Source organism: Chromobacterium sp. ATCC 53434, assembly GCF_002848345.1.
In the GTDB taxonomy this organism is placed as follows: domain Bacteria; phylum Pseudomonadota; class Gammaproteobacteria; order Burkholderiales; family Chromobacteriaceae; genus Chromobacterium.
Genome location: NZ_CP025429.1, coordinates 1,001,613 through 1,020,184, shown reverse-complemented (window position 1 = coordinate 1,020,184; position 18,572 = coordinate 1,001,613). Strand labels below are relative to the sequence as shown.

Genomic DNA, 18,572 nt, shown 5'->3' with positions numbered 1-18,572 from the left:
CCGTCAATTGGCTCGCAAACCGTTATGTCACAACCGCAAGACCTGCTGCTGAACCGTGAACTGGGACTGATAGAATTCAACCGCCGCGTGCTGGCGCAGGCGGAGGATCAGGACCTGCCGCTGCTGGAACGCCTGCGTTTTCTCTGCATCGTCTCCTCCAATCTGGACGAATTCTTCGAGGTGCGCGTCGCCTGGTTGCAGGACGCCGCCCACGCGACGCCGGACCGCGTGCTGGCCGACGGCGCCACGCCGGAGCAGGCGCTGGTCAAGGTGTCCCACGCCAGTCACCAGCTGGTGCGCGACCAATACGCGGTGATGAGCGAGGTGCTGTTCCCGGCGCTGCGCGAGGAAGGCATCGTCTTCCTGCGCCGCAGCGAATGGACCGAGCAGCAGCAGGACTGGGTGAAGAGCTATTTCTTCCGCGAACTGATGCCCATCCTGACGCCGATCGGGCTGGATCCGTCGCACCCCTTCCCCAAGGTGCTGAACAAATCGCTGAACTTCGCGGTGGAGCTCGAGGGCCGCGACGCCTTCGGCCGCGCGTCCGGCACCGCCATCGTGCAGGCGCCGCGCATCCTGCCGCGGGTGATCAGGCTGCCGGCCGACGTCTGCGACGGCCGCCCGCACTGCTTCGTCTTCCTGTCGTCGATACTGCACTCGCACGTGCACGAGCTGTTCCCCGGCATGACGGTCAAGGGCTGCTACCAGTTCCGCGTCACCCGGGACAGCGAGCTGTCGGTCGACGACGACGACTTCAAGAACCTGCGCACCGCGCTGCAGGGCGAATTGCGCCAGCGCCAGTTCGGCGACGCGGTGCGGCTGGAAATCGCCGACACCTGCCCGCAGCACATGGAATCCTTCTTGCTGACCCAGTTCAACCTGCAGCCGCGCGACGTCTACCGCGTCAACGGCCCGGTGAACCTAGTGCGGCTGATGCAGGTGCCGGACCTGGTGGACCGCGCCGACCTGAAATTCGCGCTGTTCGCGCCGACGCTGCCGCCGCAGCTGCAGAAGAAGTCCACCTCGCTGTTCGAGACGATACGCAAGGGCGACATCCTGCTGCACCATCCGTACCAGAGCTTCCAGCCGGTGATCGACTTCCTGACCCAGGCGGCGACCGATCCGCACGTGGTGGCGATCAAGATGACGGTGTACCGCACCGGCACCGACTCGGTGCTGATGGAATCGCTGATCGCCGCCGCCCGCGCCGGCAAGCAGGTGACGGTGGTCGTCGAATTGATGGCGCGCTTCGACGAGGAGGCCAATATCGGCTGGGCCAGCCGGCTGGAGGACGCCGGCGCCCACGTCGTCTACGGCGTCATCGGCTACAAGGTGCACGCCAAGATGCTGATGGTGGTGCGGCGCGAGGAGCGCGGCCTGCACCGCTACGTGCACCTGGGCACCGGCAACTACCACCCGCGCACGGCGCGGCTGTACACCGACCTGGGCCTGATGACCTGCAACGAGGAAATCGCCAGCGACGTCAACGACATCTTCATCCAGCTGACCGGCCTGGGCCGCGCCGGCAGCCTGAGGCAGCTGTACCAGAGCCCGTTCACGCTGCACAGCATGATCATGCAGGCCATCGAGCGCGAGATCGAGCATGTCCAGGCCGGCAAGCCGGCGCAGATCATCGCCAAGATGAACTCGCTGCTAGAACCGCAGGTGATACACGCGCTGTACCGCGCGAGCCAGGCCGGCGTGAAGATACAGCTGATCGTCCGCGGCGTGTGCGCGCTGCGTCCCGGCGTCGCCGGCCTGTCCGAGAACATCTCGGTGCGCTCCATCGTCGGCCGCTTCCTCGAGCATCCGCGCGTGTTCTACTTCTACAACGATCACAAGGAAGACCTGCTGATCTCCAGCGCCGACTGGATGAGCCGCAACTTCTTCCGCCGCATCGAGACCTGCGCGCCAGTGCTGGACGGCAAGCTGAAGCGCCGCATCATCAAGGAGACGCTGCGCCTCTACCTGGAGGACAACGTCAACAGTTGGGAAATGCAGCAGGACGGCGGCTACAAGCGCCGCTCCAACCGCGGCAAGCCGCACTGCGCCCAGCGCGAGCTGCTGGCGCTGTACACCGGCCAGGACGCCGAATGAGCATGGTGCTGCTCGGTTATCTCGCCGCCGCGCTGATGGTGGCCGCCGGCCTGGCCGGCACCGTGCTGCCGGCCCTGCCCGGCCTGCCGCTGCTGTTCGGCGGCCTGCTGCTGGCCTCCTGGCTGGACAACTTCCAGCACCTGGGCGCGATCAGCCTCAGCGTGCTGGCGGTGCTGGCGGCGCTGGGCCTGCTGATAGACTTCGTCGCCGGCCTGTTGGGCGCCAGGGCCACCGGCGCCAGCCGCCAGGCCTTGTGGGGCGCCTTCATCGGCAGCCTGGTGGGCCTGTTCTTCGGCATCGCCGGCGTCGTGCTCGGCCCGCTGATCGGCGCCGTCGTCGGCGAATTCATCGCCCGCAAGGACGCCTTCCAGGCCGGCAAGGTCGGCATCGGCACCTTCGTCGGCTTCATTGTCGGCGCCGTGGCCAAGGTGGCCTGCGCCTTCGCGATGCTGGCCACCGCCGCGCTGGCGCTGGCGTTCTAAGCCTCTCCTTCGCGGCCGGCCCACGCCGGCCGCTCGGCCATCTGGTCTTGGCTCGCCGTTTTGGTAGAATCGGCGTCTAGTCATACCAACCAATGTGAACGGATCCATGGCCCAATACGTGATGTCGATGCTCCGAGTGAGCAAGATCGTCCCGCCCAAACGGCAAATCATCAAAGATATTTCCCTCAGCTTCTTCCCCGGCGCCAAGATCGGCCTCTTGGGCCTGAACGGCGCCGGCAAATCCACCGTGCTGCGCATCATGGCCAATGTGGACAAGGAATACGACGGCGAGGTGCAGCATCTGGCCGGCGTCAAGATCGGCTACCTGGAGCAGGAGCCGAAGCTGGACAACGACAAGACCGTGCGCGAGGAAGTGGAAAGCGGCATGGGCGATGTGATGGGCGCGCAGAAGCGGCTGGAGGAAGTGTACGCCGCCTACGCCGATCCGGACGCCGACTTCGACGCGCTGGCCGAGGAGCAGGCCAAGCTGGAAGCCATCATCTCCGCCGGCGCCGGCGACAATGTGGCGCTGCAGCTGGAACTGGCCGCCGACGCGCTGCGCCTGCCGCCGTGGGACGCCAAGATCGGCCCGCTGTCGGGCGGCGAGAAGCGCCGCGTGGCGCTGTGCAAGCTGCTGCTGTCCAAGCCGGACATGCTGCTCTTGGACGAGCCGACCAACCACCTGGACGCCGAATCGGTCGAGTGGCTGGAGCAGTTCCTGGTGCGCTTCCCCGGCACCGTGGTGGCCGTCACCCACGACCGCTACTTCCTCGACAACGCCGCCGAATGGATTCTGGAGCTGGACCGCGGCGAAGGCATCCCGTGGAAGGGCAACTACTCGTCCTGGCTGGAGCAGAAGGAAGAGCGCCTGGCGCAGGAAGCCAAGAGCGAAGGCGCCCGCATGAAGGCGATGAAGCAGGAACTGGAATGGGTGCGCCAGAATCCCAAGGGCCGCCAGGCCAAGTCCAAGGCGCGTATCGCCCGTTTCGAGGAGTTGTCCAGCTTCGAGACCCAGAAACGCAACGAGACCCAGGAAATCTTCATCCCGGTGGCCGAACGCCTGGGCAACGAGGTGATCGAGTTCAACGGCGTGTCCAAGGGCTTCGGCGACCGCCTGCTGATCGACAATCTGAGCTTCAAGGCGCCGCCGGGCGCCATCGTCGGCATCATCGGCCCGAACGGCGCCGGTAAATCGACGTTGTTCAAGATGATAGCCGGCAAGGAACAGCCGGACAGCGGCGACGTGAAGATAGGCCAGACCGTGCAGATGGCCTTCGTCGAGCAGAGCCGCGAAGGCCTGGACGGCGAAAAGACCGTGTTCGAGGACGTGGCCGCAGGCGCCGACATCCTGACCGTCGGCCGCTTCGAGATGTCCAGCCGCGCCTATCTGGGCCGCTTCAACTTCAAGGGCGGCGATCAGCAGAAGAAGGTCGGCATGCTGTCCGGCGGCGAACGCGGCCGTCTGCACCTGGCCAAGACGCTGCTGAAGGGCGGCAACGTGCTGCTGCTCGACGAACCGTCCAACGACCTCGACGTCGAAACGCTGCGCGCGCTGGAAGACGCGTTGCTGGAATACGCCGGCACCGTGTTCGTGATCTCGCACGACCGCTGGTTCCTGGACCGCATCGCCACCCACATCCTGGCGGCCGAAGGCGAATCGCAATGGACCTTCTTCGACGGCAACTACCAGGAGTACGAGGCCGACAAGAAGAAGCGCCTGGGCGAGGAAGGCGCCAAGCCCAAGCGCATCCGCTACAAGCCGATCACCCGCTGATCCGCTTCACCGTCCAAGCCCCCGCCCAGCGGGGGCTTTTTGCTGCCCGCTCACTCCAGATAGCGCGCCGAGATGCGGGCCGCCACGCCATCCGCCTGCAACTGGCGGATGGCCGCGCCCAAGCGCTGTGCCACCTCCTCCGGCATATGCTTGCCGCAGGCGAGGTAGATGCCGGTTTCCTGCAAGCGCAAGGCCTCGCGTATCGGCACCGCGCTGGCGCCCTGCTTCTTGACCAGATAGCGCGCCACCGGGCTGTGCACCGCCCAGGCGTCGGCCACGCCCAGACTCAGCTCGCGGTAGGCCTCCTCGGTGGTCGCCAGTTCGGAAAACGCCACCTGGTGCACGCGCAGCCATTCGGCCATCGACGAGCCCAGCAGCGTCACCACGCGCAAGCCCTTCAAGTCAGACAGCGCATGAATGCGCGCCGACTTGTTGGCCGCGACGAACAGCGACTGGCTGCTGTCGTCTATCAGCCCGACCCAGCGGTACTGGGCATCGCGCCGCGGCGAGCGGGTCAGCGGCATCAGACAGCTGTTCTCGTCGCTCTGCACCTGCATCTGCGCCCGCTTCCACGGCAGATCGACGAACTGGCCGCGCAGGCCGGCGCGCTCCAGCGCCTGCCCGATCAGCTCCACCGCGATGCCGCGCGGCGGCGCGCCGCCGTCGCGGATCACGAACGGCGGATAGTCCAAGGTGTACAGGCTGACCGTCACCGGCGCCGGCGCCGCCCACAACAGGCCGGAACCAAAACAGCCCAGCGCCAGCCAAACCCGTTTCATCATCGCCGCCCTCCGGCCTCCCCCGCGGACATCGCCGCGGCGGGACGGTGCTAGAATCATGGTCATGTCCTTGCGAACCCTCACCCTTATTCTTTGTAGCAGCTTATGGCTGGCCGCCTGCGCCACGCCTCCGGCCGCAGACTCCTCCGCCCCGGCCGGCTACTACCGGGTCCAGCCCGGCGACACGCTGTACCGCATCGCCCGTCAATATCGGCAAAGCGTCGCCAATCTGGCGCGCTGGAACCAGCTGGCCGACCGCTCCAGCATCCAGTCCGGCCAGTTGCTACGGGTGCAGCCGCCCGGCGCGGCCAAACCGTCGACCGCCGGCAAGCCGTCCGCGTCCAAACCAGCGGAGGCCAAGCCGGCGCCGCCGCCGGCCAGGCTGGACGTCAAGCTGCAATGGCCGGCCGACGGCGCGCTGATTTCCGGCTTCGACGGCAACCGCAACAAGGGCCTGGATCTGGCCGGCAAGGCCGGCGACCCGGTGCGCGCGGCGGCCGCCGGCAAGGTGATATACGCCAGCAAGGGCATACGCGCCTACGGCAATCTGCTGATCGTCAAGCACAATGAAAGCACGCTGACCGTCTACGCCCACAACCAGAAGCTATTGGTGCAGGAAGGCCAGCAAGTGTCCGCCGGCCAACAGATCGCCACCATGGGCGATTCCGGCGCCAGCCGGGTCATGCTGCACTTCGAGCTGCGGCTGGGCACCCGGGTGGTGGATCCGGCCGCTTACCTGCCGCCGCGCTGACGCCGCTTGCCCGCGATGGCGGCTTGGCCTAAGCTCGCCGCTGTCGCACCCTCGCTCCAATATAATGAAAACATCCAGCCTGACGCTGTTGTGCGCGCTGCTTGCCGGCTGCGCCGGCACGCCGCCGCTGTCATCGGCCCCGCCGCAGCCGGAAACCGCGCCGGCGGCGCCGCAAACGCCCCCGCCGGCCGCCATCGTGGAAGCGCCCCCCGCCGCGCCCTTGGCACCACCGCCCATCAGCCCGCCCAAGCCGCCGGCGGCCTCCGCCGCCTTCATCGCCGCGGCGGTGCCATTGGGCGTGCGCGACCGCCAGGGCTGGATCGCCGACATCGCCGGCGCCTTCCGCCAGTTGCAAATCCCCGCCACCGCCGACAACGCCTGCGCGCTGGCCGCGGTGATCGAGCAGGAGTCCAGCTGGCAGGCCGATCCGGTGGTACCTGGCCTGCCGCAAATCGTCTGGGGCAAGATAGAGGAGCGCGCGCACCGCTACCTGGTACCGCTGACGGTGGTGAAGGGCGCGCTGATGAAAACCTCGCCCAACGGCCAGAGCTACAAGACGCGGATAGACAATCTGCGCACCGAGCGCGAGATGAATCTGCTTTACGAGGACATGTCGCGCGAAGCCCAAAAGCTGGGCCTGCCGCTGGACATGAAGAATCCGATACGCACCGGCGGCCCGATGCAGGTCAGCGTGGAGTTCGCCGAGGCCCACGCCAGGATCTGGCCCTATCCGTACCCGGTGCAGGGCAGCATACGCCACGAGGTGTTCAGCCGCCGCGGCGGCGTCTATTTCGGCGCCGCCATCCTGCTGCAATACCCGGCGCCGTACCAGGACATGCGCTACCGCTTCGCCGACTTCAACGCCGGCCGCTACAGCAGCCGCAACGCCGCCTTCCAGGCCGCGCTGGCCCGGCTTTCCGGCCGCAGGCTGGCGCTGGACGGCGACCTGTTGAACTACCAGGGCAAGGCCGTCTCCGGCAGCCAGCAGGCGGCGCTGTCGCTGTCCGGCCGGCTCGGCATCGGCGCCGCCGCCATTCAGCGCGATCTCTCGCAGGAAAAGAACGCCGCCTTCGGCCAGAGCCCGCTGTACCGGCAGGTGTTCGCTCTGGCCGACAAGCAGGCCGGCCGCGCGCTGCCGCGCGAAGCCATGCCGCAGATCGACCTGAAAAGTCCCAAGATCAGCCGCAAGCTGACCACCGCATGGTTCGCGGACAGGGTGGACGGCCGCTATCGCCGCTGCCTGGCCCGCGTGGCCGCCTCCCGCTGATGCGCGGCCACTGACAACGTCATATAATGCTCCACGCGACGGCCGGTTTTCCGGCCGTTCGCGCATGCAAAAAAAAACAGCGGCGACGCCGCACTTGCTCAGGTTGGCTCCATGCGTTCCACTTTTTCCTATTTTCGCGGCTCGCTGGTCTGCGCCGCCGCGGTGCTGGCCGCCGTCGCCTGCTACGGGCACGCGCAAGGCGGCGTCGAGCAGGCCGGCGCCTTCCTGCTGACCGCCGCGGTGCTGGCGGCGCTGGAAATCAGCGTCTCCTTCGACAACGCCGTGGTCAACGCCGGCGTGCTGAAGGCGATGAGTCCTCGCTGGCGCCGCGTCTTCATGACCGCCGGCATCGCCGTGGCCGTGTTCGGCATGCGCATCCTGTTTCCGCTGCTGATCGTGGCCACCGCCGGCGGCGTCTCGCTGGCCGACGCCTTCGAGATCGCCACCGAACAGCCCGGGCGCTACCAGCGCATCATGCACGACAGCCATCTGATGATCATGGGCTTCGGCGCCACCTTCCTGCTGATGGTGGTCATCGAATACTTCGTCCAGCACGAGAAGGACGAACATTGGGTGCCCGTCGTCGAACCGCTGCTGGCCCGGCTAGGCAGCGTCGAAAACGCGCAGTCGCTGGTGACCGTGCTGCTGGTGGCGGTCGTCGCCGCGCTGCTGCCGGCCGGACAGAGGATGGTCTTCGTCAGCAGCTGCTTCTGGGGCTATGTGACCTTCATGGCGCTGCACATGTTCAAGCAGCTGTTCGGCGGCGTCGACATCCGGACCGCGGCGGCCAGGAACGGCCTGATCGGCTTCGTCTACCTGGAGGTGCTGGACGCCAGCTTCTCGATGGACGGCGTGATCGCCGCCTTCGCCATCACCAACGACTTCTGGCTGATCGCCGCCGGACTGGGCATCGGCGCGATCTTCGTCCGCTCGCTGACCCTCTACCTGGTGGAGCGCGACATGATGGGCCGGTTCAAGTACTTGGAAGTCTCGGCGTTCTGGGCGATCGCCGCGCTGGTGGCCGTCATGTTCGCCGCCGCGCTGGGCGTCGAGCTCGGCGAAGTGACCGCCGGCCTGCTCAGCATCGCCATCATCGGCCTGGGATTGCTGACCAGCCTGCCCGCGCGCGAATGAAACAGGGGCCGGGTTACCCCGGCCCCTGCCCGTCCCACCGTCCGGCGCCCCGCACGGGGCAACCGGTCGTCAGGCCGAAGTGCTCAGCAGTGCGCCGACGCCGGCGCTGGCGCCGAACGGACTCTGCTGCTGCAGATTGTTGGTCAGATTCTGCAAAAAGCTTTGCAGCGACGATTGCGACGCCTGCCCGCTGCCGCCGACGCCCAGCGCCTGCTGCAGATTCTGGAACGCCGTCTGCAACGTCGAAGTGGCGTCATTCTGGGTGCCGTTGCTGATGTCCTGCAGCAACTGCTGCAGATTGTTCTGCAAGCCGCTGGCGCCGTAAGTGCCGGAGCCGCCGTCCTGGGCGCTGCCGCCGGTGGCGTCCGTCGACGACGACGACCCCTCCTGCTGCAATGCCTGGAACAGCGAATGCATGAAGGCGTGCACCGCCTGCTGCTGGCTGCCGCCGGCCGCGCCGACCGTGCCGTCGCCGGTGCCGTCGGTACCGTCGCTGCCATCGGTCGACGATGTCGCGGAACTGCCCGTCGACGACTGCAGCAGACCGGACTGCTGCAAGGCCTGCAGCACGCTCTGCGCGAACTGGCCGCCGCCGCCATGACGGTGATGGCCGCCGCCGCCGGCGCCCTGGACGGCACCGCCGCCGTCCTGCTGGCCCTGATCGCCCGACAGGGTTTCCTGAATATCGATCTGCGTGTATTGCAAAGAGATGGAGCTACTGCCCATGGATCCGACTGACATGATGCTCTCCTTCACGAACTGATCTACCCGCCACAGCTTGCGCTGACAGGAATATATCGGCACCGCGCCTTCCGGACTAAGCGTCAAACTGCAAATTTCTGTTAATTCAACACATTACTTGCACTCGACGGCGGCGGCATCGCTGTCCGCAGTATAGACGCCGCGCGTCTCAGGCGCTGGTATCGACCAGCGAACCAACGCCGCCGGCATTCATCTGCTGGCCGTTCTGCAAGGTCACCAGATTCTGCAGAAAGGTATGCAGCGACGACTGCGTCGACGCGCCGGTCGGCGTATCGCCGCCCAGGGCCTGCTGCAAGCTCCTGAACGCGGCGGTCAGGCCCGAAGTAGCATTGTTCTGGGTGCCTTCCCTGACATCCTGCAGCAACTGCTGCAGATTGCTCTGGAAATCGCCGTAGCCGCCGGCGGCCGGCCCCTGCTGGCCGTTGCCGGTGCCGCCTCCGGACAGGCCTTCAGACTGCACCGCCTGGTAGACCGCGTGGACAAAGGTATGCAGGGCCTGCTGCACATTGCCGCCGGCCGACGGCGCGCCGACCGCGCCGATGCCCCCCGCGTCGCTGTCGCCGGCCTTGCCCGACGCCGAACCGGCGCCGGTCATGGCGCCGATCACATTGACGCCGGACTGCTGCAAGGCCAGCACGACCTCCTGGCCGAAACCGCTGCCTGGACCATTGTCCCGACCGTTGCGCGCCGCGCCGGCCGCATTGGCGCCGCCCGGCTCGGTTCGCGGCAGGGCGCCGGCAGACGCTGCCGGCAGATAAGAAACGGGAAGGGAACTGCCCACTGCGCCTAGCGACATCTCGTTCTCCTTGCGTCACGCCCAGAGACCTGTCACCACGGCATGCGCATCCACCCGGAGCGCCGCCGACCAGCTCATGACAAATACCGTTCCAACGGGGGCGCGAGCCATGAAAAACGCATAGCGCCCCGTCCACTATAGGTGTAAAAAAACAGGCCGCGGCAAGGAAAAAAGCGGGGGGAATTTCAAGCAGGCGGGCGAAAAGACCGCTGCTAAGTAGAAACCACTAGGTATGAAGAAGCGGCGCGCGAACGCGCGCCGGCACGGACCATATCGCGGCAGGCCGCTTTTCGCGCTCCGCGTTCGGCGGGAAACGGCCCCGGCGCAAAAAGGCCGCAAGCGGCCCCTGGCGTCAGATGCGGTAGCTGCTGCCGGTCATCAGTTTGGCCGACAGCTTCATCGCCGCCTTCAGCGGCGCCGGCAGTTCGGCCGCGCCCAGCTCGTGCGCCATCTCGGCGTGCTGCAGTTCGTCGTCTCGCATCTGACGGACGATGGCGCGGCTGCGCTCGTCGCCTTCCGGCAAGGCGCTCAGATGGCTGTCCAGATGGGCGCCGACCTGGCGCTCGGTCTCCTGCAGAAAGCCCAGATTCCATTTATCGCCGAGCACGCCGGCCGCCACGCCCAGCGCCAGCGAGCCGGTATACCACAGCGGATTGAACAGGCTGGGCCGGCCGCCCAGCTCGCGGATGCGGCGCTCGGTCCAGGCCAGGTGCTCCACCTCCTCCTGCGCCGCGTGGCGCAGCGCCTCGCGCGCCGACGCGTCGCGCGCGGTCAGCGCCTGGCCCTGGTACAAGGCCTGCGCGCAGACTTCGCCGCAATGGTTGACCCGCATCAGGCCGAGCGCGTGCCTCTTCTCGACCGCGCTCAAGCCGGCTTCCGCGATGTCCTGGTCCGGGTGGGCGCGCGCGCTGCGCGCCGGTGCGCACAGCGTGCGCAGGCCCTTGTCCAGCTCGGTGATCAGCTTGTCCAGCATCGCGCGTTCTTCCTCGGGTGAATGGCGTCAAACCGTCGATTATACCCGGCCGGCACAGCGCCGGCAGCTGCTGATATAATCGCCCGGTCAAACAATGATGTTCAACGAACCCTGAAGGATTTCCGTCCATGGATCTCGCAAAAATCGGCCCGGGCAAAGACATGCCGGGCGACTTCAACGTCGTCATCGAAATCTCCGCCAACGCCGCCCCGATCAAGTACGAATTCGACAAGGACTGGAACACGCTGGTGGTGGACCGCTTCATGGGCACCTCCATGATGTATCCGGCCAACTACGGCTTCGTGCCGCAAACGCTGGCCGGCGACGGCGATCCGGTGGATGTGCTGGTCGTGACCCCGTTCCCGCTGCCGCCGGGCGTGGTGGTGCGCTGCCGCGCGCTGGGCCTGATCAAGATGGAAGACGACGGCGGCGTAGACGCCAAGCTGGTGGCCGTGCCGGTCGAAAAGCTGTGCCCGATGTACAAGTCCATCCAGAAGCTGGAAGACCTGCCGGAGCTGCTGCGCAACCAGATGGTTCACTTCTTCGAGCACTACAAGGATCTGGAAAAGGGCAAGTGGGTCAAGATCCAGGGCTGGGGCACGCTGGAAGACGCCAAGACCGAACTGGTCGAAGGCATCGCCCGCTTCGACAAGTAAGCGCCGCGCCCATCCGCAGACCGGCCACTTGGCCGGTTTTTTTATCGCCGCCCGATGTTGCATTGCACAATATCAGCATTACACCGGATAATGGTTTGCCGTGGCCGGCATCTTCTGCCACTCTTTCGATAGCAAACACCGCCTGACGGCGGCCTGGTGGTCTCTGACATGGTCGTTTCCCGCCGCATCGGGGGCCAAGCCCCCTACCTTTCCTGCTTCCTGCGTCGCCTCGAGACGCAAGGGCTCGCCGCGCCGACGGATCGCGATCCGCCTGCGCGCTTGCCGCCGGACTGGGTCGGCATGGAGCTGGAAGACTGCTGGCTGGACCTGGGACAGGATGGCGATCAGGCCCTGGCCGAACGCCTGGCCCTCAGCCGCGACGCCGGGCTAGGCTTCGTCGAGCTGGCCGGAGACTGGCCCGCGCCGGCCGCCGAGCATGGTTTCATGCTGCTGGTAGGCGGCGCCCCGGCGCCGGGCAGCGCCGCCTGGCAACTGCTGGACGCGCTGGCGCCGCAGCCCGGCTGCTGGCTCAACTGCGGCCCTCCGCACAGCGCGCGCTTCTGCCAGCGCGTCTTCGCCGCCCTGCGGCATCAAGGACTGTCCGCCCTCCCGACTCCGGATGGATCGCCTCATCCGTTGGACTGGGAAAAAACGCTGCAGACGCAATGGCTGATAGCCGAGAAACTGCGGCAATTGGCCGAAGACTATCTGTCGTCTCAAATAGGGCGTGCTCCGCCCTATCCCTCGCCATTGCCGGACGAAGTCCGGCACTTCGCCGCCAATTTGGCACGCGGCATCCTGCTGACGCTGCCGGAGAAGGCCACGCTGCGCGAGTGGGCGGAGCGCATAGACGCTGTTCTGCAGCAGCGAGGCTGAGCCAAGCGCGGCCCGGATTGAGCCGCGGCCTCGATATATTCCGTTTCCCTGACAAGTCGATTCCAACGACGGACCAGATAGTCGCCGCCGTTCAGCCTACGCCACTCAATTGGATGAGTTCGCCTTGCAGCCATCCGCCACTCCCGGTCTTTTTTAGTTTGCATCTCGCGAGAATGGCTTCGCCCAATTTCGTTAAGCGGTTTTTGAAAGATTCCCTCTTCAAACTCAATAAAATAAACCCTGCCACAATAATCACACCGTCTTCCTGCATGGCTTTTTATTGCATTATTTTATAAACGCAGCAGGTATATTACAGCGCATATTCATTTAAATCCAGTTAACACTCTCCTCTCATTCAAAAAGACCGCGCCAATGTTAAACAGCATAACCTCCACAAACAACCATATAAAGCTCGCGGAAACGGATCCTCATGCGGCAGATGCCTTGACCGAATGGGAGCAAAGTGGGCCGAAAAAAGAACAATATGATAGATCTCAGCTTGCAGAAAAAATCAGAGACGCCATTAAATACAATCGCACCTCCCTGCATGTTAGCGAATCGGTAAGCTCCCTTCCTCCACTTCCGGCTGGCTTGGAAAGACTGGAGATAGATATCTATCTAAAATTGAGAGAGTTGCCACCCCTCCCCAAAAGCTTGCAATATCTCGCAATAGAAAACTACAACGGCCCTATTTCCGAGCTTCCCGACGGTTTGCAATCTCTCCTTATCCGTGGATGCGAAACCCCTTTTCCAAAACTGCCCGAGGGTTTGAAAAAACTAGAGATACAAAGCTGCAAATTAGAGAGCTTGCCGCCAATGCCTTCCAATCTATTGGAATTAAAGCTAGATTCTGTGGAACTCAAACACGCTCCAGAGCTCCCTGAAACACTATCGGTTCTTGAACTTAATGGGATAGATGGAATTCACTCCATCCCAAGCCTGCCAAACAGTCTGGACACTCTAAAAATTACATATTGCAATAATTTTACATCCCTGCCCAACCTGCCAGACAATCTTTCCCATCTGCAAATACAATACAATCACACTATTAAAGAGCTGCCACAGCCCTTGCCATCTGGCCTAAAGACTTTAACTATTGATTATTGCAAAAGTCTGGCCCTACCCATTATCCTTCCCCAAAACATCAGCGACATTACCATGATCGCTCCTTCGCGAGTCAAGTGGGAAATAGCGATCAACGACATTCCCAATAGCCTGAAAAATATAAATATTGCAGATATAGAAATCAATCCAAAACTAATAAGAGAGCGCAGAGACATCAAAATAAATGGTCGAAGTACCGACATAGCCGCCGATTTCGAATCAGGGGATTTGATTTACGGCCTGGCACGGCCACGTCAAGCAGCTCTGAATATGCTATCTTCAACAAAAGACGATAGCAAGAAAGAGATTCGCATCCAAAATGACATAACCAATTCAGTTTGGGAAAGAGGCGCGACACATTTTAATTCCGATGAGGAAATCCGGCAAGAACTGATGGATTCAGATAGAGCCATTCAGTATAAAAACTTTTTGCTTAATCATAAAAAATACAATGTTACCGAACGAAAAATAAGCGCTCAGGACAGCAGAGATCAAGGTTGGATTAGAACAAGCAAGGCTGGACTTGAATTTCAAACACAAGTGCGAAATGGGAAAGTACTGTTCTGCGTTGATCACCTGATAGATAGCATTCCTGAGATTGCAAAAAAACAAGGCGATTATGGAAGGGCGATTACCGCATCGGAGCTGAGATGGCTGTATAGGAACAAAGAAAGCACATCGATAAAGGAAAACGTACAGTTCTATCTACAGGGCAAACCCGTCTCGCAAGAATACGTCTTCTCTCTAACAGCTTGGAACGTGTACCAACCTAAAAAATGGTCACGCCCAGAAACCAGCAATTAGACACCGCTTATCGGATGGCTAGCTGAATGGATCCCTGATAAAAAACCCGCCGCTGGCTTGCGCCAGGGCGGGTCGGATCTGCGAAACCGCGAAACGGAATCAGGCTGCGGCGGTGGCGTTCTTCTTGCGCGCCACGGCGGCGCTGGCGGCCTTGGCCGAGTTGGTGGCGGCTTCGACGCCGGCTTCGGCGATCTCGGCGCCGACCTTCTTGGCGGTCTTGGACACGCTCTCGAAAGCGGCGGTCGAAGTGTTCAGCAGCGTCTTCAACGCGGCCACGGCGATGTCGGAGCCGGCCGGAGCGCTCTTGGACAGGCGGTCGAGGCTGGTTTGCAGCGCCTTGTTGTTTTCGGCGATCTGTTCTTCGACGAAGGCGGACAGCTCGTTCTGGGTGACCAGCGCGGCATCGTAGACATTGCGCGCGGCCGAGAAGGCCTGGTCCAGAGCCGGCTGGGTCAGGCCGCTTTGCAGCTCGCCCAGCGTCTTGGCGTCTTTCACTTCGCTGAGCGCCTTGAACGCTTCGGCGTTGTCGCTCAACAGTTTGCGCGACAGGTCCAACTGCAGGCTGGCGAAACGCTCGGCGCCGGCGAGGACGATGGACGAGAGGCGGACAGCCTTGTCAAACTGCGACTGGCCGAGCGCGGAGAGTTCCTGGGTGGTGGTAAACATGTAATCAGCTCCTAGAATGTCGGTAGACAACGACTCAGTGTTACAGCGAGCAAGACTGGTACCTTAAATGATGTTGCACTGCAACAACACCACTGTAGCGCGAAAATCGCGCGCCGGTCAAGACAATGTTGCAGTGCACAATAAACTAAGCGGCTATTCCGCCAAGCTTTTTACCACGCCATCATTCCATATTCATGACAATCCCGCACCTGTCCCCACAGACATGATTGCCGACAAGATTTTTTGCATCGCAACAGCCTCGACGCGACGATTCGACAGCCGCGACCGCCTCGTCTCCGGCCGCGCCGTCACCGCCATTGAAACGCGGGCCTCAAGCCAGTAAACTCGGTCCATAGAAGAAATCTATCCATATTAAAGTTACCCCAATGAGCCCTGTGGCCAACGCCTTCGACATCAAATCCGCCAGTCTGGACCTGCTGGCGATCCTGTTGCGCACCGACAACCTGGACGAACTGGGCCAGGCGCTGGACGCGCGCTTCGGCAACGCCAGCGACGCCCCCGCCGAAGCCTTCGTGCTCGATGTGGAGGCCCTGCCCAATCCGGCCGAGCTGGATCTGGGCCGCCTGCTGCCGCTGCTCAGCCGCCGCGGCATCCGCGCGGTGGCGCTGCGCCATCCGGACAATGCGCTGGCGGCGGTGGCCAGCCGCTTCGGCCTCGCCTTCGCCAACAACGCCGCGCCGGCGCGCTCGGCGCAAGCGATCCAGGAACCGGCGGCCAAGCCGGCCGTCGAAGCTGCTGCCTCGGCGCCGGCCGCCGCGATGATCATCGACCGCCCGGTGCGCGCCGGCCAACAGATCTACGCCAAGGGCTGCGATCTGGTGGTGCTGGCTATGGTCAGCGCCGGCGCCGAAGTCATCGCCGACGGCAACATCCACGTCTACGCGCCGTTGCGCGGCCGGGCGCTGGCCGGCGCCCGCGGCAACCACGCCGCCCGCATTTTCACCCGCAGCATGGAAGCCGAGCTGGTATCCATAGCCGGGGTGTACCGGACGATAGAACAGGCACTGCCGGACAGCATCCTGGGCAAACCGACCCAGATTTATCTTGAAAACGAGCGCCTGGTGATGACCGCGCTCGGCGAGTAACACATACCAGAGGAAAGCCCCGTGGCAAAAATCATCGTTGTGACATCCGGCAAGGGTGGCGTAGGCAAAACCACCACCAGCGCGAGCTTCGCCTCCGGCCTGGCACTGCGCGGCCACAAGACTGCCGTGATCGACTTCGACGTCGGCCTGCGCAACCTCGACCTGATCATGGGCTGCGAACGCCGCGTGGTGTACGACCTGATCAATGTCGTCAATGGCGAGGCCACTCTGAACCAGGCGCTGATCAAGGACAAGAACTGCGACAACCTGTTCATCATCCCGGCCTCGCAGACCCGCGACAAGGACGCGCTGACGCTGGAAGGCGTCGAAAAAGTGCTGCATAGCCTGGGCGAGGCCGGTTTCGACTACATCGTCTGCGACTCTCCGGCCGGCATCGAGAAAGGCGCGCTGATGGCGCTGTACTTCGCCGACGAAGCGCTGATCGTCACCAACCCGGAAGTGTCGTCGGTGCGCGACTCCGACCGCATCCTGGGCATTCTGTCGTCCAAGTCCAAGCGCGCCGAGGAAGGCCGCGAGGCGGTGAAGGAGCATCTGCTGATCACCCGCTACGCGCCGGGCCGCGTCGACAAGGGCGAAATGCTGTCGGTCGACGACGTCAAGGAAATCCTGCGCGTGCCGCTGCTGGGCGTCATTCCGGAATCGCAAAGCGTGTTGCAGGCCTCCAACTCCGGCACCCCGGCCATCCATCTGAAGGGTTCCGACGTGGCCGAGGCCTACACCGACGTAGTCTCGCGCTTCCTTGGCGAACAGCGTCCGATGCGTTTCCTGGATGCGCCCAAGGTCGGTATCCTCAAGCGCCTGTTTGGAGGTTGAGCATGTCATTGATCGATATGATTTTCGGCAAGCGGCAGAAGTCCGCGGCCATCGCCCGCGAACGCCTGCAGATCATCCTCGCGCATGAACGCAACGGCCGCCACGCGCCGGACTACCTGCCCGCGCTGCAACGCGAATTGATGGAAGTGATTTCCAAATACGTGTCGGTCAATCTCGACGACATCAAGGTGCAGGTGGAGCGCCAGGACGATTACGAAGTCCTGGAAGTCAACATCGTACTGCCGGAGCAACAGCGCTAAGCCATGACGCTGACCGAACTGCGCTATATCGTGGCGGTGGCGCGCGAGCGCCACTTCGGCCGCGCCGCCCAAAGCTGCTTCGTCAGCCAGCCGACGCTGTCGATCGCGATCAAGAAGCTGGAAGACGAACTGGGCATCACCCTGTTCGAACGCGGCGGCCAGGAGGTCGCGGTCACCGAGATCGGCGAGCGCATCATCGAGCAGTCGCAGCGGGTGCTGGAAGAGGCCGAAGCGGTGAAGCGGCTGGCCGGCGAGCATCAGAACGAGCTGGCCGGACCGCTGAAGCTGGGGGTGATCTTCACCATCAGCCCCTATCTGCTGCCCAAGCTGATTCCGGCGCTGCGCATCCTGGCGCCGGACATGCCGCTGATCCTGGAGGAGAACTACACCTCCCGGCTGGCGGAAATGCTGAAGCGCGGCGAGGTCGACGCCATCATCGTCGCCGATCCGTTCGAGGAAACCGGCGTCGAGGCCTGGCCGCTGTACGACGAGCCCTTCGTCGTCGCGATGCCCAAGGGCCATCCATGGGAAAAGCAGCGCCAGGTCGCCGCCTGCCAGCTGGCCGAGGAAAGCGTGCTGCTGCTGACCCAGGGCAACTGCTTCCGCGATCAGGTGCTGCAGGCCTGCAGCGAGCTGTCCAGCCGCCAGAACCACGGCAACGGCCTGGCCAGCACGCTGCAAGGCAGTTCGCTGAACACGATACGGCACATGGTGGCCAGCGGCATGGGCGTGACCGTGATGCCGACCACCTCGGTCGGTCCCGGCGACGAGACGCTGCTGTCGGTGGTGCCGTTCAGCGAGCCGGCGCCGCGACGCCGCGTGCTGCTGGTCACCCGCAAGCAGTTCTTCCGCAAGAAGGCGATAGACACGCTGCAGCAGGCGGTCTTCCGCTCCGGCCTGCCCGGCGTGCTGATGCTGGAAGGCGAGCCGAAGCTGGCGTAGCCGCCTGTTCCTTGAACAGCCGGCAAGGCCTCATTCCGCACCCGACCCGCCCAGGCGGGTTTTTCACATCCGACAGGAGCATGGACATGCCGAACCTGAACACCGTAGAACTGAAAGCCTTCGTCCCCAGCCGCGACTTCGCGCTGTCTCAGGACTTCTATCAGGACATCGGCTTCGAACGGAAATCCGTCGGTCACGGCGTCGCCTACTCTTCGCCCACGGCGATTGCAGCTTCCTGCTGCAGGACTACTATCAGCCGGAATTCGCCGCCAATTGCGTGATGCACCTGCTGGTCGAAGACGCCGCCGCCTGGCATGCCGAGTTGCTGCGCCGCGACATCGCTGGGAAATACCGGATCGAGATCGGCGAGTTGAAGCAGCAGCCGTGGCGCATGCTGGACTTCTCCCTGACCGACCCGTCCGGCGTGCTGTGGCGCATCGCGCAGAATCTGTGACATTCCGGCGGCATGGCGGGTTTGTTCCGACCAGAAACAATGATAAAGTCATGAG

Annotated in this window: 21 protein-coding genes; 16 read left to right on the top strand and 5 right to left on the bottom strand. The window is 63.7% G+C overall.

Features of this window, described 5'->3' with window-relative positions; translation table 11 throughout:
* Positions 1 to 24 precede the first annotated feature (24 nt).
* From ppk1 to ettA, 3 genes are all read left to right on the top strand, one after another.
* Positions 25 to 2,097, top strand: a complete 2,073-nt coding sequence (ppk1, locus tag CXB49_RS04795; RefSeq protein ID WP_101707337.1) for a polyphosphate kinase 1 — start codon at positions 25 to 27, stop codon at positions 2,095 to 2,097.
* A gap of 2 nt (positions 2,098 to 2,099) precedes the next feature.
* Complete coding sequence (locus tag CXB49_RS04790; protein WP_101707336.1) at positions 2,100 to 2,579, top strand: DUF456 domain-containing protein; 480 nt, start codon at positions 2,100 to 2,102, stop codon at positions 2,577 to 2,579.
* 106 nt (positions 2,580 to 2,685) lie between these two features.
* Positions 2,686 to 4,353 carry an energy-dependent translational throttle protein EttA gene (gene ettA, locus CXB49_RS04785; protein ID WP_101707335.1) on the top strand — a complete coding sequence of 556 codons (1,668 nt, stop codon included), beginning with the start codon at positions 2,686 to 2,688 and terminating at the stop codon, positions 4,351 to 4,353.
* A gap of 50 nt (positions 4,354 to 4,403) precedes the next feature.
* Here the strand turns inward: ettA and CXB49_RS04780 are convergent, their stop codons facing one another.
* A complete protein-coding gene (locus CXB49_RS04780; RefSeq protein WP_158300615.1) occupies positions 4,404 to 5,135 on the bottom strand; it encodes an ABC transporter substrate-binding protein in 732 nt (243 codons plus the stop codon).
* A 61-nt stretch (positions 5,136 to 5,196) separates the two neighbouring features.
* Between CXB49_RS04780 and CXB49_RS04775 the strand changes: the two genes are divergently transcribed.
* From CXB49_RS04775 to CXB49_RS04765, 3 genes are all read left to right on the top strand, one after another.
* Positions 5,197 to 5,883 (top strand): peptidoglycan DD-metalloendopeptidase family protein, encoded by a 687-nt coding sequence (locus CXB49_RS04775; protein WP_101707333.1) that lies wholly within the window; start codon positions 5,197 to 5,199, stop codon positions 5,881 to 5,883.
* Between the two features lie 64 nt (positions 5,884 to 5,947).
* Positions 5,948 to 7,150 carry a DUF1615 domain-containing protein gene (locus tag CXB49_RS04770; protein ID WP_101707332.1) on the top strand — a complete coding sequence of 401 codons (1,203 nt, stop codon included), beginning with the start codon at positions 5,948 to 5,950 and terminating at the stop codon, positions 7,148 to 7,150.
* Positions 7,151 to 7,261: 111 nt separating this feature from the next.
* A complete protein-coding gene (locus CXB49_RS04765) occupies positions 7,262 to 8,284 on the top strand; it encodes a DUF475 domain-containing protein (protein ID WP_101707331.1) in 1,023 nt (340 codons plus the stop codon).
* A 69-nt stretch (positions 8,285 to 8,353) separates the two neighbouring features.
* Here the strand turns inward: CXB49_RS04765 and CXB49_RS04760 are convergent, their stop codons facing one another.
* From CXB49_RS04760 to coq7, 3 genes are all read right to left on the bottom strand, one after another.
* Positions 8,354 to 9,025, bottom strand: coding sequence for a hypothetical protein (locus tag CXB49_RS04760; protein WP_158300614.1), 672 nt, complete (start codon positions 9,023 to 9,025; stop codon positions 8,354 to 8,356).
* Between the two features lie 169 nt (positions 9,026 to 9,194).
* Entirely contained in the window at positions 9,195 to 9,842 is a 648-nt protein-coding gene (locus CXB49_RS04755; protein WP_101707329.1) for a hypothetical protein, read from the bottom strand.
* 352 nt (positions 9,843 to 10,194) lie between these two features.
* Positions 10,195 to 10,815, bottom strand: coding sequence for a 2-polyprenyl-3-methyl-6-methoxy-1,4-benzoquinone monooxygenase (coq7, locus tag CXB49_RS04750; protein ID WP_101707328.1), 621 nt, complete (start codon positions 10,813 to 10,815; stop codon positions 10,195 to 10,197).
* Between the two features lie 128 nt (positions 10,816 to 10,943).
* Between coq7 and ppa the strand changes: the two genes are divergently transcribed.
* The 3 genes from ppa to CXB49_RS23230 all read left to right on the top strand — a co-directional run bounded on the left by ppa (position 10,944) and on the right by CXB49_RS23230 (position 14,255).
* The gene (gene ppa / locus CXB49_RS04745; protein ID WP_101707326.1) at positions 10,944 to 11,471 is read left to right on the top strand and encodes an inorganic diphosphatase; all 528 of its coding nucleotides are present in this window, start codon (positions 10,944 to 10,946) and stop codon (positions 11,469 to 11,471) included.
* 300 nt (positions 11,472 to 11,771) lie between these two features.
* Complete coding sequence (locus tag CXB49_RS04740; RefSeq protein ID WP_158300613.1) at positions 11,772 to 12,347, top strand: hypothetical protein; 576 nt, start codon at positions 11,772 to 11,774, stop codon at positions 12,345 to 12,347.
* Positions 12,348 to 12,719: 372 nt separating this feature from the next.
* A complete protein-coding gene (locus CXB49_RS23230) occupies positions 12,720 to 14,255 on the top strand; it encodes a hypothetical protein (RefSeq protein ID WP_158300612.1) in 1,536 nt (511 codons plus the stop codon).
* Between the two features lie 99 nt (positions 14,256 to 14,354).
* On the opposite strand, the gene CXB49_RS04735 is transcribed toward CXB49_RS23230, so the two are convergent.
* Entirely contained in the window at positions 14,355 to 14,921 is a 567-nt protein-coding gene (locus CXB49_RS04735) for a phasin family protein (protein ID WP_101707323.1), read from the bottom strand.
* 67 nt (positions 14,922 to 14,988) lie between these two features.
* Here CXB49_RS04735 and CXB49_RS23225 point away from each other — a divergent pair, with 67 nt between their 5' ends.
* The 7 genes from CXB49_RS23225 (at position 14,989) to CXB49_RS23880 (ending at position 18,517) form a co-directional block, all read left to right on the top strand.
* On the top strand, positions 14,989 to 15,264 hold the full coding sequence (locus tag CXB49_RS23225) for a hypothetical protein (protein WP_158300611.1): 276 nt from the start codon (positions 14,989 to 14,991) through the stop codon (positions 15,262 to 15,264).
* Positions 15,265 to 15,307: 43 nt separating this feature from the next.
* Entirely contained in the window at positions 15,308 to 16,027 is a 720-nt protein-coding gene (gene minC / locus CXB49_RS04730; protein ID WP_101707321.1) for a septum site-determining protein MinC, read from the top strand.
* 21 nt (positions 16,028 to 16,048) lie between these two features.
* Positions 16,049 to 16,861: a septum site-determining protein MinD gene (minD, locus tag CXB49_RS04725; RefSeq protein ID WP_101707319.1), complete on the top strand. Its 813-nt coding sequence runs from the start codon at positions 16,049 to 16,051 to the stop codon at positions 16,859 to 16,861.
* A 2-nt stretch (positions 16,862 to 16,863) separates the two neighbouring features.
* A complete protein-coding gene (minE, locus tag CXB49_RS04720) occupies positions 16,864 to 17,121 on the top strand; it encodes a cell division topological specificity factor MinE (RefSeq protein WP_043620835.1) in 258 nt (85 codons plus the stop codon).
* Between the two features lie 3 nt (positions 17,122 to 17,124).
* Positions 17,125 to 18,063, top strand: coding sequence for a LysR substrate-binding domain-containing protein (locus CXB49_RS04715; protein ID WP_101707317.1), 939 nt, complete (start codon positions 17,125 to 17,127; stop codon positions 18,061 to 18,063).
* A gap of 86 nt (positions 18,064 to 18,149) precedes the next feature.
* Complete coding sequence (locus tag CXB49_RS23885) at positions 18,150 to 18,344, top strand: hypothetical protein (RefSeq protein WP_199406782.1); 195 nt, start codon at positions 18,150 to 18,152, stop codon at positions 18,342 to 18,344.
* Positions 18,344 to 18,517, top strand: a complete 174-nt coding sequence (locus CXB49_RS23880) for a hypothetical protein (protein WP_199406781.1) — start codon at positions 18,344 to 18,346, stop codon at positions 18,515 to 18,517. The genes CXB49_RS23885 and CXB49_RS23880 overlap by 1 nt, the downstream gene beginning before the upstream one ends.
* Positions 18,518 to 18,572: the final 55 nt, after the last annotated feature.

Coding starts and splice junctions, on each gene's coding strand:
- ppk1 (WP_101707337.1), top strand. CDS start 25: ATGTCACAACCGCAAGACCTGCTGCTGAACCGTGAACTGGGACTGATA.
- CXB49_RS04790 (WP_101707336.1), top strand. CDS start 2,100: ATGGTGCTGCTCGGTTATCTCGCCGCCGCGCTGATGGTGGCCGCCGGC.
- ettA (WP_101707335.1), top strand. CDS start 2,686: ATGGCCCAATACGTGATGTCGATGCTCCGAGTGAGCAAGATCGTCCCG.
- CXB49_RS04780 (WP_158300615.1), bottom strand. CDS start 5,135: ATGATGAAACGGGTTTGGCTGGCGCTGGGCTGTTTTGGTTCCGGCCTG.
- CXB49_RS04775 (WP_101707333.1), top strand. CDS start 5,197: ATGTCCTTGCGAACCCTCACCCTTATTCTTTGTAGCAGCTTATGGCTG.
- CXB49_RS04770 (WP_101707332.1), top strand. CDS start 5,948: ATGAAAACATCCAGCCTGACGCTGTTGTGCGCGCTGCTTGCCGGCTGC.
- CXB49_RS04765 (WP_101707331.1), top strand. CDS start 7,262: ATGCGTTCCACTTTTTCCTATTTTCGCGGCTCGCTGGTCTGCGCCGCC.
- CXB49_RS04760 (WP_158300614.1), bottom strand. CDS start 9,025: ATGTCAGTCGGATCCATGGGCAGTAGCTCCATCTCTTTGCAATACACG.
- CXB49_RS04755 (WP_101707329.1), bottom strand. CDS start 9,842: ATGTCGCTAGGCGCAGTGGGCAGTTCCCTTCCCGTTTCTTATCTGCCG.
- coq7 (WP_101707328.1), bottom strand. CDS start 10,815: ATGCTGGACAAGCTGATCACCGAGCTGGACAAGGGCCTGCGCACGCTG.
- ppa (WP_101707326.1), top strand. CDS start 10,944: ATGGATCTCGCAAAAATCGGCCCGGGCAAAGACATGCCGGGCGACTTC.
- CXB49_RS04740 (WP_158300613.1), top strand. CDS start 11,772: ATGGAGCTGGAAGACTGCTGGCTGGACCTGGGACAGGATGGCGATCAG.
- CXB49_RS23230 (WP_158300612.1), top strand. CDS start 12,720: ATGTTAAACAGCATAACCTCCACAAACAACCATATAAAGCTCGCGGAA.
- CXB49_RS04735 (WP_101707323.1), bottom strand. CDS start 14,921: ATGTTTACCACCACCCAGGAACTCTCCGCGCTCGGCCAGTCGCAGTTT.
- CXB49_RS23225 (WP_158300611.1), top strand. CDS start 14,989: ATGATGTTGCACTGCAACAACACCACTGTAGCGCGAAAATCGCGCGCC.
- minC (WP_101707321.1), top strand. CDS start 15,308: ATGAGCCCTGTGGCCAACGCCTTCGACATCAAATCCGCCAGTCTGGAC.
- minE (WP_043620835.1), top strand. CDS start 16,864: ATGTCATTGATCGATATGATTTTCGGCAAGCGGCAGAAGTCCGCGGCC.
- CXB49_RS04715 (WP_101707317.1), top strand. CDS start 17,125: ATGACGCTGACCGAACTGCGCTATATCGTGGCGGTGGCGCGCGAGCGC.
- CXB49_RS23885 (WP_199406782.1), top strand. CDS start 18,150: ATGCCGAACCTGAACACCGTAGAACTGAAAGCCTTCGTCCCCAGCCGC.
- CXB49_RS23880 (WP_199406781.1), top strand. CDS start 18,344: ATGCACCTGCTGGTCGAAGACGCCGCCGCCTGGCATGCCGAGTTGCTG.